The organism is Microbacterium sp. A93, from assembly GCF_051842835.1.
In genome coordinates, this window is the sequence record NZ_JBPXMT010000011.1 from 25,551 (window position 1) to 41,598 (window position 16,048).

General features: G+C 64.7%; 15 protein-coding genes and 1 riboswitch. Of the genes, 9 read left to right on the forward strand and 6 right to left on the reverse strand.

The genetic code is table 11. From position 1 onward, the window contains the following. Positions 1–24: 24 nt before the first annotated feature. From ACSU1G_RS24840 to murQ, 5 genes are all read left to right on the forward strand, one after another. Positions 25–1,677, forward strand: coding sequence for an ABC transporter substrate-binding protein (locus tag ACSU1G_RS24840; RefSeq protein ID WP_439282710.1), 1,653 nt, complete (start codon positions 25–27; stop codon positions 1,675–1,677). A gap of 76 nt (positions 1,678–1,753) precedes the next feature. After that, positions 1,754–2,731 carry an ABC transporter permease gene (locus ACSU1G_RS24845; protein ID WP_439282711.1) on the forward strand — a complete coding sequence of 326 codons (978 nt, stop codon included), beginning with the start codon at positions 1,754–1,756 and terminating at the stop codon, positions 2,729–2,731. 2 nt (positions 2,732–2,733) lie between these two features. Beyond that, entirely contained in the window at positions 2,734–4,602 is a 1,869-nt protein-coding gene (locus tag ACSU1G_RS24850; RefSeq protein ID WP_439282712.1) for a dipeptide/oligopeptide/nickel ABC transporter permease/ATP-binding protein, read from the forward strand. Next, positions 4,599–5,450 carry an ABC transporter ATP-binding protein gene (locus ACSU1G_RS24855; protein ID WP_439282713.1) on the forward strand — a complete coding sequence of 284 codons (852 nt, stop codon included), beginning with the start codon at positions 4,599–4,601 and terminating at the stop codon, positions 5,448–5,450. The genes ACSU1G_RS24850 and ACSU1G_RS24855 overlap by 4 nt, the downstream gene beginning before the upstream one ends. Beyond that, a complete protein-coding gene (murQ, locus tag ACSU1G_RS24860; protein WP_439282714.1) occupies positions 5,447–6,391 on the forward strand; it encodes an N-acetylmuramic acid 6-phosphate etherase in 945 nt (314 codons plus the stop codon). The genes ACSU1G_RS24855 and murQ overlap by 4 nt, the downstream gene beginning before the upstream one ends. A 30-nt stretch (positions 6,392–6,421) precedes the next feature. Here the strand turns inward: murQ and ACSU1G_RS24865 are convergent, their stop codons facing one another. Next, positions 6,422–7,921 (reverse strand): glycoside hydrolase family 3 protein, encoded by a 1,500-nt coding sequence (locus tag ACSU1G_RS24865; RefSeq protein ID WP_439282715.1) that lies wholly within the window; start codon positions 7,919–7,921, stop codon positions 6,422–6,424. A 62-nt stretch (positions 7,922–7,983) separates the two neighbouring features. Continuing rightward, positions 7,984–9,162, reverse strand: a complete 1,179-nt coding sequence (locus ACSU1G_RS24870) for a serine hydrolase domain-containing protein (RefSeq protein ID WP_439282716.1) — start codon at positions 9,160–9,162, stop codon at positions 7,984–7,986. A 53-nt stretch (positions 9,163–9,215) separates the two neighbouring features. On the opposite strand from ACSU1G_RS24870, the gene ACSU1G_RS24875 reads away from it, so the two are divergent. Further along, positions 9,216–9,809, forward strand: a complete 594-nt coding sequence (locus ACSU1G_RS24875) for a GNAT family N-acetyltransferase (protein WP_439282717.1) — start codon at positions 9,216–9,218, stop codon at positions 9,807–9,809. Between the two features lie 47 nt (positions 9,810–9,856). Here ACSU1G_RS24875 and zapE read toward each other — a convergent pair whose 3' ends face one another. The 3 genes from zapE to pnuC are packed head-to-tail and all read right to left on the reverse strand — an operon-like array spanning position 9,857 to position 12,464. After that, positions 9,857–10,801: a cell division protein ZapE gene (gene zapE / locus ACSU1G_RS24880; RefSeq protein WP_439282718.1), complete on the reverse strand. Its 945-nt coding sequence runs from the start codon at positions 10,799–10,801 to the stop codon at positions 9,857–9,859. Beyond that, positions 10,798–11,748, reverse strand: a complete 951-nt coding sequence (locus tag ACSU1G_RS24885; protein WP_439282719.1) for a J domain-containing protein — start codon at positions 11,746–11,748, stop codon at positions 10,798–10,800. The genes zapE and ACSU1G_RS24885 overlap by 4 nt, the downstream gene beginning before the upstream one ends. Next, positions 11,748–12,464, reverse strand: a complete 717-nt coding sequence (gene pnuC / locus ACSU1G_RS24890; RefSeq protein ID WP_439283119.1) for a nicotinamide riboside transporter PnuC — start codon at positions 12,462–12,464, stop codon at positions 11,748–11,750. Before pnuC ends, ACSU1G_RS24885 begins: the two co-directional genes overlap by 1 nt. A 73-nt stretch (positions 12,465–12,537) precedes the next feature. After that, positions 12,538–12,666, reverse strand: a riboswitch (FMN riboswitch). Between the two features lie 135 nt (positions 12,667–12,801). Here pnuC and ACSU1G_RS24895 point away from each other — a divergent pair. From ACSU1G_RS24895 to ACSU1G_RS24905, 3 genes are read left to right on the forward strand one after another with little or no spacing between them, the layout of a single operon-like run. Continuing rightward, positions 12,802–13,536, forward strand: coding sequence for a hypothetical protein (locus tag ACSU1G_RS24895; protein WP_439282720.1), 735 nt, complete (start codon positions 12,802–12,804; stop codon positions 13,534–13,536). 48 nt (positions 13,537–13,584) lie between these two features. After that, positions 13,585–13,821 carry an antitoxin MazE-like protein gene (locus tag ACSU1G_RS24900; RefSeq protein WP_439282721.1) on the forward strand — a complete coding sequence of 79 codons (237 nt, stop codon included), beginning with the start codon at positions 13,585–13,587 and terminating at the stop codon, positions 13,819–13,821. Then, positions 13,818–14,159, forward strand: coding sequence for a type II toxin-antitoxin system PemK/MazF family toxin (locus ACSU1G_RS24905; protein WP_439282722.1), 342 nt, complete (start codon positions 13,818–13,820; stop codon positions 14,157–14,159). Before ACSU1G_RS24900 ends, ACSU1G_RS24905 begins: the two co-directional genes overlap by 4 nt. 27 nt (positions 14,160–14,186) lie before the next feature. On the opposite strand, the gene ACSU1G_RS24910 is transcribed toward ACSU1G_RS24905, so the two are convergent. After that, on the reverse strand, positions 14,187–15,884 hold the full coding sequence (locus tag ACSU1G_RS24910; protein ID WP_439282723.1) for a DUF222 domain-containing protein: 1,698 nt from the start codon (positions 15,882–15,884) through the stop codon (positions 14,187–14,189). Between the last annotated feature and the right edge of the window lie 164 nt (positions 15,885–16,048).

The following is a 16,048-nucleotide window of genomic DNA, read 5'->3' on the forward strand; positions in this document are numbered from 1 at the left end:
TCATACACGCACTGAAAGGCATCTATGAAAGCCCCGAAACTGTTTCGCTTTGCGGCAGTACTCACTGTTGGCGCCCTGGCGCTGTCCGCATGCTCCGCTGGCGGTGAAGACGTAGCCGATGATGGCGGCGTCGCTCCGCTGACGATTCACGCGAACACGGCCACCACCTACCAGCCGAACTTCAACCCGTTCGCCCCGACGGCCCTGCAGGGCACGAAGGGCATGCTCTACGAGCCCCTCATGATCGCGACGCCGATGGCGACGGGTGAGACCACGCCCTGGCTGGCCGAGTCGCTGGAGTTCAACGAGGACGGCACAGAGGCCACCTTCGTACTCCGCGAGGGCGTCACCTGGTCCGACGGCGAGGCGTTCGATGCAGAAGACGTCGCCTTCACGTTCAACCTGATGCGCGACAACCCCGCTGCAAACGCGGGCGCGTTCGACATTGCCGCTGCAGAAGCGGTCGATGAGAACACGGCCGTTGTGAAGTTCAACAAGTCGATGTTCGCCTTCCAGGCCGCACTCGCCAACACCATCGTCGTCCCCGAGCACGTGTTTTCCGAGGTCGACCCGGTCGAGTTCACCAACGACAACCCGGTCGTCACCGGACCGTTCGTGCTGGACCAGTTCGGTCAGCAGCTGTACACACTCAAGACCAACGAGTCCTACTGGAACGCGGACGAGGTCGAGGTCGAGCAGGTTCGCTACCCGGCATCCTCCGACCAGACCTTCAACAGCTCACTGCAGGCCGGTGAGTTCGACTGGTCGGGCGGCTTCGTCGCCAACATCGAAAAGATCTACATCGAGAAGGACCCGGAGCACCGCGCCTACTGGTACCCCGGTGACGGCCTCGTGAACCTGCTTGTGAACACGCAGTCTGCGCCGTTCGATGACGTGGCACTGCGCGAGGCGATCAGCATGGCGATCGACCGCGACCAGCTCTCCGAGGTGGCAATGCAGGGTTACACCCCGGCCGCTCATCCCACCGGTCTGCCACTGCCTGCCTATGAGTCGGTCATGAGCGACGAGTACGCGGACATCGAATTCGAGTTCGACGCCGATGACGCGAACACGCTTCTCGACGAGGCGGGCTACGCCATGGGCAGCGACGGCGTGCGCACCACCCCTGCCGGGGAGAAGATGTCGTACAGCCTGCAGATTCCGTCGAGCTACGTCGACTGGGTGACGATCAGCAGCCTGCTGCAGGAGCAGCTCGCCGAGGTCGGCATCGTGCTTGAGCCGCAGGGCGTCTCCTTCGAGGCCTGGCTGGAAGCGCGCAACTCCGGCAACTATCAGATGACCATCGCCTCGGTCGCGATGGGCCTGACGCCGTACACCCTGTTCCGGTCGATGATGAGCTCCGAGTACAAGACCGGTGCGGGCGAATCCGTCGTCTCGAACTACAACCGCTACTACGACGACGAAGCGGATGCTCTCCTCACAGCCTTCGCATCGACCGTCGACCCGGCCGCGCAGCAGGAGGCGCTGGACGGACTCGAGCAGATCATGGTCGAGCAGCTTCCGGTGATCCCGATGCTGCAGTCGCCGAACTGGTTCCAGTACAACACTGAGCGCTGGGAAGGCTTCCCGACCGCAGAAGACCCGTACGCACTGGGCGCACCGTTCCAGTTCCCCGACAACCTCCTTGTCGTCACGAACCTGACCCCCGCCAAGTAATACACGACTGGGGCGGGTGGCGCCTTCGCGTCGCCCGCCCCAGCCATTCCGTTTCGATCCGAGAGGTCGTCCCCGCTTGAAGTACCTCCTGCGCAAGGTGATGCTGTACGTGTTCATCGCCTGGGCTGCGCTCACGATGAACTTTTTGATCCCACGGCTCATGCCAGGCGATCCCGTCTCATTGCTCGTCGAAAAGCTACAGGGCCGCATCGACCCGGCAGCCATGGCTGCGATCGCCGAAAGCTACGGCATCACCGATGCCCCGTTGCACGTGCAGTATTGGGACTACCTGGTTGACCTGGCACACGGTGATCTCGGCCTCTCGATCGGCTTCTTCCCTGTCCCCGTCGCGGACATCGTCTGGACCGCGCTGCCCTGGACCATCGGCCTGGTCGGCATCACCACGATCATCAGCTTCCTCCTCGGCACCGGCCTGGGCGTCGTGCTCGCATGGCGTCGTGGCACATGGAGCGACCACGCACTTCCCGCGCTGACCTTCCTCAACGCGGTTCCGTACTTCTGGATGGCACTCATCCTGGTGCTCATCCTGTCGGTGAACCTCGGATGGTTCCCGGTTTCTCACGCCTATCAGCCAGGGCTCATGCCCGGATGGAACTGGGAGTTCATCTCCTCTGTTCTCTATCACGGCTTCCTCCCCGCAGTCACGATCGTCCTGGCCTCGTTCGCCGGATGGGTCCTCGGCATGCGGAACATGACCGTCACGGTCCTCGGTGAGGACTACGTGACCATGGCTGAGGCCAAGGGCCTGCCCAAGCGCATGGTGATGCTCAACTACGCCGCGCGTAATGCGATCCTGCCCTCGGTCACCGGCTTCGCGCTCTCGCTTGGCGCCGTCGTCGGAGGATCGATGCTCACCGAGGTCATCTTCAACTACCCCGGGGTCGGCTACACGCTCTTTGAGGCCGTCGGTAATCAGGACTTCCCCCTGATGCAGGGGCTGTTCCTCATCATCTCGCTGGCGGTGATCGTCGCGAACCTCTTCGCGGACATCGTCTACGTATTCCTCGATCCGCGTACGCGACAGGAAGGCTGACCATGAAAATCTCACGCTTCATCCCGGCGTCAGGCAAGGTCCGTGCCGGACTCGTCATCGTGATCTTCTTCGTGCTGCTGGCCGCGTTCGGCCCGCTGCTCACTCCGTACTCGCCCCAGTCGAGCAGTGCCGATATTCTGCAGGGGCCTTCGGCCGAGCACTGGTTCGGCACCACCCAGACCGGGCAGGATGTCTTCGCCCAGTTCGTCTACGGCGCCCAGATTTCGCTGGGTGTGGGCGTATTCGCGGGCATCATCTCGCAGCTCGTTTCGGTCATCGTCGGTGTGATCGGCGGATACTTCCGCGGAGTGTCGGATGACCTGCTTTACATCCTCACCTCCGTGTTCCTCGTCGTTCCCGGCATGCCGCTGCTCATTGTGCTCACCGGCTACCTTCCCTCGCGAGGAATGATCTCCGTCGCGATTGTCATCGCGATCACCTCATGGGCAGGATCTGCGCGCGTGCTGCGTGCGCAGACGATGTCGCTGCGCCGTCGGGAGTTCATCGAGGCGGCCCGTGCGACCGGTGAATCGCGCACGCGCATCATCCTCGCCGAAATCATGCCGAATGCGCTCCCGCTCATCGCGTCAGGATTCCTGTTCTCGGTGATCGGCGCCGTTCTCGCGGAGGCCGGGCTGTCATTCCTCGGCCTTGGATCGCTCACCACCACGAGCTGGGGCTCGATGCTCTACTTCGCACAGAGCTCTCAGGCGTTCCTGTATGGCGCGTGGTGGTGGTTCGTACCTCCAGGTCTTGCCATCGCCATCATCGGCGCGGGCCTCGCGCTCATCAACTTCGGAATCGATGAGTACTCGAACCCGCGTCTGCGCACGGGCAAGAGCCGAGCCAAGGCAGCGCCGGTGTCGAAGGCAGCATCGCTGAGCACAGCCGGTGCCGCTGCGATCGCCGGCTCAGAAACGGTGACGGTGGCGACGCTTCCGGATGCCGCTGCATCCGACGGTGTCACGCCTGACAGCGCCCAAGAGCGCGTCGAGGTCGAGTTCCCCGCGCAGATTCGTCCGATCGATGTGCCGGGCGTACCCGTCATCGAGGTGCGAGGACTCAAGGTGGACTACCCCACGGCCGAGCAGTTGGTGCACGCCGTTGATGATGTCTCGATCACACTTCATCGCGGGGAACTGCTGGGACTTGCGGGCGAGTCTGGGAGCGGAAAGTCCACTCTCACGAACGCGATCACCCGCCTGCTTCGCAGCCCAGCAGAAGTCACCGCCGGGTCGATCACCTACTACCGCCAGCCGAAACCGCGGGCAGGGCAGGAGCAGACGACGCAGGAGATCGATCTGCTGTCGATTCCGACCGAGGAACTTCGTCGCTACCGCTGGGACGAGATCGCGATCGTGTTCCAGAGCGCGATGAACGCACTGAACGCAGTGACACGCATCGGTGAGCAGTTTGACGACGTCCTTCGTGTGCACCGTCCGAAGATGGTGGCCGCTGATCGTAAGAAGCTCGCCCGCTCGATGCTCGAGAAGGTGGGCATCGACGGCGATCGGATCACGGCGTACCCGCATGAACTCTCCGGCGGAATGAAGCAGCGCGTGGCAATTGCCATCGCGTTGGTCCTCGAGCCGGACGTCATCATCATGGACGAGCCGACCACGGCGCTGGACCTGCTCATTCAGCGCGAGGTGCTCGAACAGATCATGGCGCTGCGCGACGAGTACGGCTTCGCGATCATCTTCACGACGCATGACCTGTCACTGCTGTTGGAAGTATCCGACAGCATCGCCATTATGCAGCGCGGTCGTCTGGTGGAGTATGGCCCCGCGCTCGAGGTGTATGCCGATCCGCGGCATCCATATACGAAGAACCTTCTCACCTCACTCGCCGACCTGGGAGCACTCGTATGACCGCCGACACCGTCGACACCTCTGCCGATCGCGGCCGTGTGGTTCTCGAGGCACGCAACCTGGTGAAGGACTTCCGAACCGACAAGCGTAAGGGGCTTTTCGGCCGGGAGCACTTCCGTGCTGTCGACAATGTGTCCCTCGAACTGCGCGCAGGCCAGGTCACCGCCCTGGTCGGCCAGAGCGGGTCAGGCAAGAGCACGATCGGGCGTCTGCTGGCGCAGCTGATGCCGCTGACATCTGGTGAAATTCTGCTGGATGGCACACCGACCTCGGCGAACCGGGGTCGGGCGTTCATCGAGTACACGCACACCGTGCAGATGACACTGCAGGATCCGTTCTCCTCGCTGAATCCTTTGCATCGGGTCAGCTACACGCTCGGGCGCGCACTGCGTATCCACGGTGGGCGCATGTCTGATGACGAGGTCGAGGAACGGAGCCTGGCACTGCTGCGCAAGGTCGAGCTCTCGCCGGCCGAGCGCTATCTGCACCGGTTCCCGCACGAGCTCTCCGGTGGCGAGCGGCAGCGAATCTCGTTCGCACGGGCGCTCGCGGCGCAGCCCAAGGTGCTGCTCGCCGATGAGCCCGTCTCGATGCTCGATGTCAGCATCCGCAAAGAGATGCTTGACCTGATCGACAACTTGCGACTGACCGAAGATCTCGCGGTTCTCTACATCACGCATGACCTCGGCTCGGCGCGAGAGTACTCCGCCGAGACTCTGGTGATGTACCACGGCAAGGTGATCGAACGCGGTGCCAGCAGGAAGGTGATCGATTCGCCTGAGCACGAGTACACACGTCGTCTGCTTGCCGCGGCGCCGAACCCACGCCGACGTCTGGCGAAGGGATGAGCTTGCCGGCGAACCCGACTGAGGAGCGCACACCTATCAACGATCGACCAGGGCTTCTTGCCACAGAACAGATCGACGAGCGCTATCGCGACCTCGACACCATTTCGACAGTGGACGCCATGCGCGCGCTGAACGAGGCCGAGGCTTCCGTTCCGCTCGCGGTGGCGGCCGCTCTGCCGCAGATCGCAGCGGTGGTGGATGCTACGGCAGAACGCCTCGCCGCAGGAGGGCGCTTGCTGTACTTCGGCGCCGGCACGTCCGGTCGTCTGGGCGTGGTGGATGCTTCGGAGTGTCCACCGACGTTCCATTCCGACCCTGAGCAGGTGCAGGGGATTATCGCCGGAGGCGTCGGGGCGATGTTCACGGCAGTGGAGGGCGCTGAGGATTCCGCCGCGCTCGGCGCGTCGGCGGTTGCTGAGCTGAGTGTCACCGAGCTCGATGTCGTCTTCGGTATCGCTGCGAGTGGGCGCACGCCCTACGTGCTCGGAGCGATCCACGCAGCTCGAGCCGTAGGTGCGCTGACCGTTGGTCTGGCCTGCAACCTCGACTCCATCCTCGGTGAGGCCGTAGACATGCCGATCGAAGTTGCGGTCGGACCCGAGGTGCTGTCTGGGTCCACCCGACTCAAGGCCGGTTCAGCAACGAAACAGGTGCTGAACATGGTGTCCACCGGGGTCATGATCAGGCTCGGCAAGACTTACGGCAATCTCATGGTGGATCTTTCCGTCACCAATGAGAAGTTGCGCGATCGTGCCGAGCGGTTGATCAGGACGATCACCGGTGTCGACGCGGAAACTGCAGCAACGACGTTGACCGATTCCGGGTTACGGGTGCCGGTTGCCGCAGTCATGATCGCGCGTGCCACTGGGCGAGCCGACGCCGAGCAGCTGCTGCTCGCGGCCGGCGGTCGACTCAGCGAGGTGCTCGGCGCTCAGGCCTGACCACTTGGCGGTCAGGCCTGAGCACTCGGTTCAGGCTTGGCCGCTGAGTAGCCGCGCAGCGTTTCTGGCGGTCGCTCGGGATGCGCCATATGTCACGATGGCGCGTCCCGCAGCGGGCGCCGTTTTGGCCGGCCACCCGGCGTAGATCACGACCGTGTTCGGTCGGGCCTGCAGCACTGCATCAAGAACGGATGCTTCAGAGGTGTTGTTCTGCGGCTGATTGACGACCAGCACGACCTCGCCGGGGCGATCTGCGAGTACGGTCCGTGCCTTGGCTACGGCATCCGCGTCGCTGAGCCCGCCCAGCGGTACGCGATCAGTTTCCAAGAACTCGCGCAGTGCGACGTCGAAGAAATCGGGCGCGTCTCCTACCGCGATGCTGCGGCGTGGGCGCGCGTCGATCAGCGTTACCGTGCCTCGGGCGAGGCGCACGTCGCCGATTACGTCGGCCGCGCGTGCGGCAAGGGGAGCCCCGTCGAAGACTCCGGCGTCGTCGGCGGAAGCGGGCTGCTCGTGGCGCCAGAGCGCGAGTGCCGCGTTGCGTGCTGCGGCTTCTTCCACGCGTTCCACCGACAGGGCCCCTGATGCGAGGGCGTCATAGACCGCGTGCAGCGGTTCGGTGAAGTCGAGCTCGTCGATGCGAGGGCCGCCTGCCGCGGAGACGCGCCCCGGGTTACCGATGCAGATGAGATCTGCGCCTGCGCCCAGCGCCGCGACGGCTCCCTGGCCGGACCCGACAGTGGCGCGGATTGCGGCCATGTCCACAGCGTCGGTGATGAGCACTCCGTCAAAGCCCAGCTCGCGAGCGATGCCCAGGCTGGTGCTGTTCAGCGTGGCGGGAGCATCTCCCAATGCGGGCACGCGGATGTGTGCGCTCATCAGCGCCTTTGCGCCCGCGTCGATGGCCGCGCGGAATGGGGGCAGGTGGATGCTGCGCAGTTCTTCCAGTGTGATGTCTGAGGTTGCTACATCCAGGTGGGAGTCGGTCATGGTGTCGCCGTGGCCGGGGAAATGCTTGGGGCACGCCGCGATTCCTGCGCTCTGGATGCCGCGCACGTAGGCAGCCGCATGCCGGGACACGACGTCGGTGTCGGCGCTGAACGAGCGGACTCCGATCACCGGGTTGCGCGGGTTGGAGTTGACGTCGACGGTCGGTGCGAGGTTGATGTCGATGCCCGCGGCCCCCACGAGATTACCGATCCAAGCGGCGGTGCGTTCGGTGATGTTGACGTCATCGATCCGGCCGAGTACGGCATTACCGGGTGTGGATGAGCCGGTGGATGCCTCCAGACGCGTGACGATGCCACCCTCTTCATCCACGCCGATCAGTGCGTTCGGATTCGCGCCATGGATGCTCTTCGAGAGGGCGCGCACCTGCTCGGGATCTGACGGGGAAATGTTCTGCTCGAAGTAGACCGCGCCGGCCAGGCCCTGATCAAGAGCGTGCATCAGCCAATCGGGCGCGGTGAGGCCGTCGAAGCCGGGCCAGAGGACGCTGTGAGCCAGACGGAGTAGGGACGGGTCGTGCATCAGAAAATTCCTCGGCTCTGTTGTGAAGGGCTTTGTTGTGTCGGGCGCTATTTAGTGGGGCGCTATTCAGTGGTCTGGGCTTCGTATGCGATCGTGCTGATCGAGTGGCGCAGCGCAGTGACATCCGCTCCATCACGCGTGGGGTGCACACGGTTGGTGAGAAGCACGACGACGAGTTCCTTATCGCGATCGATCAGGAGCGACGTGCCGGTGAACCCGGTGTGCCCCCTGGCGTGACGGCCGGCGTCGCTCATCCAGCTGGTCTGTCCGATGCGTAGCCCGAGGCTCTGGCCGTAACCGATCTCCTGTTCGACACGACCGGCGGTCCCGCCGAGCAGACCAGGCAGTTGGTCGTTCCAGAGGCGTTCGAACGACTGCGTACTGAGCACACCGGGGAGGCCGTTGAGGAGAGCCGTGCCGAGCATGGTGACGTCGTGTGCCGGAGCGAATAGCCCGGCATTTCCGGCCGCTCCGCCCAGTGCGCTCGCGGTCTCATCATGGACGATCCCGTGCACCATTCCGCGGCCGAAGTGCGGCTGATGCTCGGTGGGCGCGGTGTGGGCTTTGTCGGGGGTGAACGTCGTCTGGGTGAGGTGCAGCGGGTCCAGCACGTGCTGGCGGACCAGCTGCGCCCAGGGCAGCCCGGTTGCCGCCTCGGCCACGGCCATCGACGTGATGTATCCGAGGCAGGAGTACACCTTGTCGGTGCCCACCGGGTGCGCGAGCGGGAGCGTCAGAATGTCTTCCAGAAGCACGTCGCGGCTCGGCGTGACCCAGCTCACGTGGTCGGTGCCTTCGCCGTGAACGCTGCGCTGCAACGTATACGGATTGGTCGGGGGCAGGCCGGACGTGTGGCTGAGCAGATGTGCCAGCGTCACGGCCGATTTCTCGCCCTGGCGGTATGCGGGGAGCCACTCGGCGACGCTGACGTCGAGATCGACCAATCCCTTGTCTGCCAGGCTCAGCAGCGTGATCGACGTATAGAGCTTGGAGACCGATGCGAGGTCGTACACCGTGGCATCCGTGACCGGTTGGCGAACATCAGCGACCAGTTCCGGTGCGTCAGCGGCGATCGGCTGGCCGGTGGCGTCGAAGGATGCGGTGTGCCCTGCAGTCGCCGTGATCGTGGGGGAGCCGGATCGTGAGATCATGCAGACGCCGCCGGGGATGACCCCTTCTGCGACGGCGTGTTCCAGTGCAATCGACAGGCGTCGTCGGATGGCGGAATCCGTGTCCGTCATCGGGTACTTCTCCTCGTTCTGGTGTGGCCAGTGCTCTATGCAAGTATGAAGGAATGCCGGACATTCGTCGATTTCTTGAAGCCGATCGCGACGATGTCGCTGACATTTGTTTGAAGACTGGAAACGGGGGAGCGGACGCGACCGGGATGCACGGCAGCGACGAGCTGCTGGCCGATATTTTCGCGCTGCCGTACGTCGATTTCGAGCCCGACTTGACGTTCGTCGTCGATACCGGCGAGCGGGTTGAAGGGTACGTCGTCGCCACCGCCGATACCCAAGGATTCGTAGACCGTTACCGGCGCGATTGGCTGCCCGGATTCGAGCGGAAATACTCGTCGCTTGAGCCATCGAACATTCTGGAGATGGGGCTGAACCCCGAGCGGATGATGATCGAGGAGCTGGATGAGTACCCGGCTCATCTGCACATCGACCTATTGCCGTCAATGCAGGGCAAGGGGGCGGGGCGACGCCTGATCCGCGCGCTTCTTGCTGAGCTCCGCGGGCGAGGGGTGCCCGGAGTGCACCTCGGAGTGTCGCCGAGCAACACGAACGCCCGTGCCTTCTATCAGCGGCTCGGCTTTCGCCCCTTGCCGTCGGATGGTGGCGGCGGCAGTCTGCTTGGCATTCGCAGTGACGCTGTGGTCTGATCGTTTCGCGTTAGCTAATCGTTTCGCTTTACGGTGATCGCTTCGCGTCAGGCCGCTGACTGCAGCAGTTGCAGTCGGCTCACCATGCGGAACGCATCCGGCCGCGCTGACGTCCCGGCGAGGAAAGCGTCACGTGTGTGAGGTGAGACGAACGTCACCGGCACGTCCGCGTCGGCCAGTACGTCGATCATGTTGATGAACCGCTGCTGCGCTGGCGCGCCGATGGCAGCGAAGGTCGGAACCTCGGTCACCACCCACCGCGGGTACACCCGCGCCCACTCCAGATACTCGATGGTTGCGATCGGAGCTTCGCAGAGCTGAGCGAAGGTCGCCCACAGCGCATCGGGCCGGCTTGCCAGCACGCTGAACTGGCGGTCGCGCACCGTGATGGTCGTTGCCTCAGCCGGAGCCGGATGCCGCGCTGGCGACGCGGTGGTCCACGTGCCGGAGGCGAACCCACGCGAATGGTCCTGCGGGAGCGTGCGATAGTCGGTCGGGCCGTCGAGATGAAACACGTCCATGTTTGCCTTGATCAGGCGGATGCCGGGTTCGAAAAGGTGATGCCAAATCGGGCTCGGCAGCAGGTCGTCGGGTGCGTAGTTCGATGTGGCGATCACCGTCACACCGCGGCGGAAAAGCCGATCCAGCAGGCGCGTGAGCAGCCGGGCATCGCCGGAGTCGTGCACGTGGAATTCATCGAAAAACAACACGTGGCTGTCGCCGGCGATGTCGTCGATCGCACGCCCGAGCGCGTCCTCGTCGCTCCGGTGATGGTGGATGCAGCGGTGCAAAGCGGCGAGGAACCCATGAAAGTGCACGCGGGCCTTGCGCGAGGTCGGCAGCGCTTCGAACGTCGTATTTGCGATCCACGTCTTGCCTCGGCCCGCAGGACCGTGGATGTAGAGGCTGCGGGGAGTGCCGGCATCCTGGGCGATGTCGTTCAGCCGGTCGCGCAGGTCACGCTGGCCGGAGTCGAGCGTGAACCCGTTCACACGAACCGCAGGGTGTGCTGCAGTCGGGTGCGCACGTCGAACAGCTCGTTGCCGCCGATGTCTCGTGCGCCGGGGACGCCGCGGCGCAACACCGTGTGCAGGGCGCTGCGGCGGACGACCACGACCGGGACTCCACGGACTTTACCGAGTGAGGTGATCGCCTGATCCAGGTCGTCGTCGGGCAGAACGATGATCGCGCCGCCAAAGCGGACACGTGCAGCTTTTGCGATGACGCGCATGCGCGCGAGGAGGGCTGCGATGGGTGCGTCGCCGTCGACGGAGCGGCCGATGATCTCTCCGCGGCGGAATCGCACCACTTCGCCGAAGTCTTCTGACAGCACCCCGTACAGGCCGGACGGGCTGAGGATGACGTGGTCGAGCTTGTCGCGGCCGCGGTCGCCGGCGGCGACATCGTGCCACACCGTGAACCCCATGCCGAGGTCGGAGACGGTGCGTGCCGTCTCTTCTTCGGCGAGAGCATCCGCAAGCATGCGACGCAGTTCTCGTGGCATGGAGCGCACGAGTGCCGGGTCGTATGGGTCGGGGACGTCGACGCCGTGGCCGGCCCATTCCCGGATGAGTGTCAGATAGCGCTCGCGACGCCACCCACCCGGATGCCCGTACGCACGTGCCTTGGGGCGAGAGTCGGCGCGCGGGACGGGGACCTGCCACCCGTTCCAGCTCTGTCCCTGGGGTTGTGCTTGGCCCGGCGCCGTGGGATAACCGGCGCCGAAGCCATGACCGCGGTCATAGGCTGCGCGGCCCTCGGCGGTGCCGATGAGTTCCCAGGCGCGCTGCACCTGGATGAATTCCGCTGCGTCGCCGCCGGTGTCGGGGTGCGTTTGGCGCAGCCTCAGGCGATATGCCTTCCGCAGCTCATCGTCGGTGGCGGCGGGGTCGACACCGAGCGCCTCGTAGGCGGAGGCAGAGAGCGGGCTGTCGAACATCACTCACTATTGTGCCCCGGCGAAACCACTCGCGGATCCGGCATGATCGTGTCGATCTTGGGTTTGGCGTTCGCGTGCGCCCGCCACCAGACGAAGAATCCGACCGCGGTGAAGACGCCGTAGAACACGTACATGAACCCGGTCGCGTAGTAACCGGCGCTGAATAGCAGGGGCACGCCGACGACGTCGACGGCAATCCAGATCAGCCAGAACTCGGTCCAGCCCTTGGCCATGCCGTAGGTCGCGAGCAGTGAGCCGACGAAGGTCCACGCATCCGCCCAGACCGGCTCGTACGATCCGAGCACACGGAACAGGGGAGTGAGCGCGACGGTGCCGAGAACAAGTACGAGCACGAGACCGACACGGGCGTTGTTGGGCGCCCAACGGGGCGTGATCTGCCCGCTGTCGGCCTTCGCCTGTCGCCAGCGGATCCAGCCGTAGATCGCGACGGCGATGAACATCACCTGGCGTCCGGCCTGTCCGAGCAGGTTCGGCAGCGAGTGAGCGGGGTTGAGGATCGACCCCAGGAAAACGGTCAGCAACAGCAGGTTGCCGATGATGCCGACCGGCCATGCCCAGATTTTGCGTCGCATGCCGCCGAGCGCACTCGCGAGGCCGAAGATGTTGCCCACGACTTCGCGGATCAGCAGGGTCTGCCCGCCGGGCAGCATCCATTGCGAGTTGAAGGCGTCGACCAGCCAGCGCAGGACGTCCATGATTCTCCATTCGGCTTTGATGCCGCCGAGGGAGAGTGAGGGCCGGTGCACGCGTCGTCGCATGCAGCCCACCACTGTGCTTCTTCCATCCAGACTGTGACTGTCGGTACCGGAATTTCACCGGTTCAACCTCAGCCCCGAAGGGCTTTGGGTCGCGGACTATGACCGCCGGTTCGGAATTTCACCGACCCCGGAGCACGTGCGTGTTCACTCGGAACATTACCGGAGGATGGATGCTGCGCCGTCTCGCTCTGCACGGGTCTGGGTTTCATCGAGTTCTGCACCATTCGTGGGTTTCGCCCGGTTGTCGGCCCTGTGGGGGAACAACGATGGCGGTATGACAGACCACGACACCCTGCTGGGGGAGCCCCTCATCCACCTTCCCTTCGTCTCGGAGGAGGACAGCAACGAGCTCGCCGAGCTCCTGCTGGACCTCGCCGCCGACCTGCCCGAGCTCGGTTTTGCCGTGCCGACGAGGCACATCGGATCGATCGTGCGACGATTCGAGGAGTACGGGCCCACAGCCCTCGTGATTCCGGTCGTCGAGACGATCCTCGATGCGGAATTTCCGCGGCCCACCGACGTTGAGCTTCGCGCGCAGCTCATCCTTGTCAGTGAATTTGCCACGGTCCCCGAGACCATGGCGATGCAGATCGCCTTCGGGCGCGGCGCGGGTGAGGAGGTCCTTCGCAAACAGGGGCGATTCATCGAGGGCGCGCGCCGAGAGGGGGTCTCTTTGGATGAATATGTGCTCGGTCTCGCCCGAGTGGATGCCATCCCGAAGGACCGTACTTACCAACTCTTCCGAGGCGAGTCGGTCGAGATTCCTGATGCGGAGCGGGTGCAGCGCGGCATTGAGTTTCTGCGCATGACTGTGGCATCCATGCCGGAGCCCTTCCGTCCGCCGCTGTTCGGCGCCCTTGCCTGGTTGCATTGGGCGCGCGGGCAGCGTGCGATCGCAATGGCATACCTCGCCGACGCGACGCGCATCGAACCGGACAACATTCTCGCCGGTGGGCTGAGCGTGTTCTTCCGGTCAGTGACCCCGGACTGGCTGGAGGTAGGACCGTGATCGAGATGAGCCATTGCATCGCAGATCGTTACATGTAACGCTGTACCCATGACCGTGAAGTCGCGAGTGAGTGAGTATCGAAGGCGCATGCGCGAGCGCGGCTACCGCCCGGTGCAGACGTGGGTGCTTGACGTGCGGACACCGGCATTCACAGCTGAGGCGAAGCGCCAGGCTGCCGAGGTCGCGCGAGCTGACTTGACCGGGGCTGACTTTGCCGGTGCTGGCTCGACCCGTGACGGGCAGGCACCGATTGGTGCGGGTTCAGCGTCATGGGGCGACGAATGAGCGACGCCTCGGGCGTTCGGGGGGAGATCTGGACGGTGGAACGCGGCATAGCGTCGTCGACGCCGTGGCCCGCGGTCATCGTTCAGGACGAGGCGTTCGATGGCACGGCATCCGTGACCGTGCTGCCGCTGACGAGCAACTTGATCGATGCACCGTTCCTCCGGGTGCGCGTTCCGAGGACGCGTAGGTCTGGGATCGAGCGCGAGAGCGACGTCATGATCGATAAGCCGACGACGGTGCGCAGGGAGAACATGGCGGCGCGGGTGGGGCGGTTGTCGACTGCGCAGCTTGCAGAGGTGGAGCGAGCGATGATGGTCTTCCTCGGGCTCGCCCGCTGATCTCGTCGCAAGCTCAACCATCCACCGTCACCAGGTGTTCCGCGCCAGGTCGTGTTCGCCGTCGATGGCTTCGTCGACTGCCGTGTAGTTCAGGTGTGGTGCTCGCCATCGGGCGTAGGGGTCCCACCAGTTCGGTCCGCGGATTTCGGGTGTCCCGTCGCGCATTCGGATCAGCCAGATGTGTTCGTCGAGGGTGCGGTGGTGATGCCAACACAGGGGTACCCCGTTGCTGGTGTGGGTGGGTCCGCCATGTGAGTGTTCGGTCACATGATGGATTTCGCACCATTCCGCACGGATGTTGCATCCGGGGATGAGGCATTTGCGGTCGCGGAGCACGATCGCGCGGCGTTGGCGGGCGTTGAAGATCCGCGCAGTGGTGCTGATGCCCACGATCGCACCATTCTCGTCGAACAGCACACGCTCCACACCGCCCGCGCATGCGGCGTGGGCGGCGGCACCGAGGGGCACGTCGTATCCGGCGCCCTCGACCGTTGCCCGTCCGGTGCGGCCGAGGTAATCTTCGGCGCTGACGGAGACGACCAGGGTGGGTGCGGCGCCGCCGAGGGTGGGCATGCCGTCGGATGCGGCCGCGACCATGATGATGCTCGCGAACGCGTCGTGCCGTTTCTGCGCATGCGTGCGCAGGTCCGCGGCGTCTGGTGGGGGCGAGGCGGCCTTGTGGGGCGGGAGGCCGTCGGCACGGCCGGTGAGCGTGTCGCCCTCAGTCGCGGACGCGGCATCAGTCGCCGTGCTGTACTTGGCGTCGAAGCGGTCACCGTCATCGGTGGAACCTTCGCCGGTGCCACCGGCGTTGTCGGCACCGACGTCGTCGGCGTCAGCACCATCGCTAGCTGCACCATCGCTGGCGGCACGATTGTCAGCACCGTCGTCGGAGGGTCGGAATCGCACTCCGGCCCCGGTACTGGACTCGTCATCGACTTTCGGGTTCATCAGACTGTCGATCAGCTTCTCCAACTGGGCGGCGACTTCCGGAAGGAGCTCCCCACGTACGGGAACGGATCCATCGCGGAGGCGCCCGATCGTGAAGTACCGGCGGCGCTTGCCCGCCCGGTCTTTCGGCTCCGCACCGTCCGGGTCGAGGCGGTCGATGATGTGCGCGGTCAGCCCGGCGAGCTCATCCGTCGTCGGCAGCGGTGCCGTCTCGCAGGCCCCGGACGCGTCGTCATCAGCGTCATCGCTGTCCAACGGCCGTCCGGTCGCGAAGCGTGCGAGCACGGCATCCGCCGCCAACCGGTCCGCGGTCCCTAGCCGTCTGGCCTTCAGCAGCGGTGTCGTGCACGCCAGGAATCCACTCAACGACATCGCGCCCGCAGCCAGCGCCGCGGACAGCTCAGGGAATGGCGCCGGTAACAAATTCCCGGAGGTGATGTCCAGATCGCGGTGCACGGCTACCACCGCTGACACGTACCGGCGGGCCGCAGGCCCATCGATGAGGAGCGTGCGTCGCAGCAGCTCTGCGGCATCACGGCATCCGAGCTGTGTCGTCAGCCGGGCGTCGCGTTCACACTGATCCCGCTCGACCACCCGGTCCGTGGCTTCGACGATCGCACCATCCAACCGGCGCTGAATACGCCCCAAGACCTGCACGATATCAACAAGCTCACCATCACCCACCAACCGCACGCCCCCACGCGCGGTGGAACCGGTCATCGCGTCGGCCAACTGCCGATCGATGTTCTCCAGTTCCGCTGCAAGGGATGTCATACCTCTATTACACAGGAGGCCACAGACATTCGTCAGCCAGATAAACCGCAGATCAGAAGCCATTCACGAATGGTGGATAACTCCACAAACAGGCAGGCCTGTGCAGAACGAGTCGCGCCGAGCGCGGCCCGAGTGCGACATCCACTGTCCCGGCTTGCCCTGGC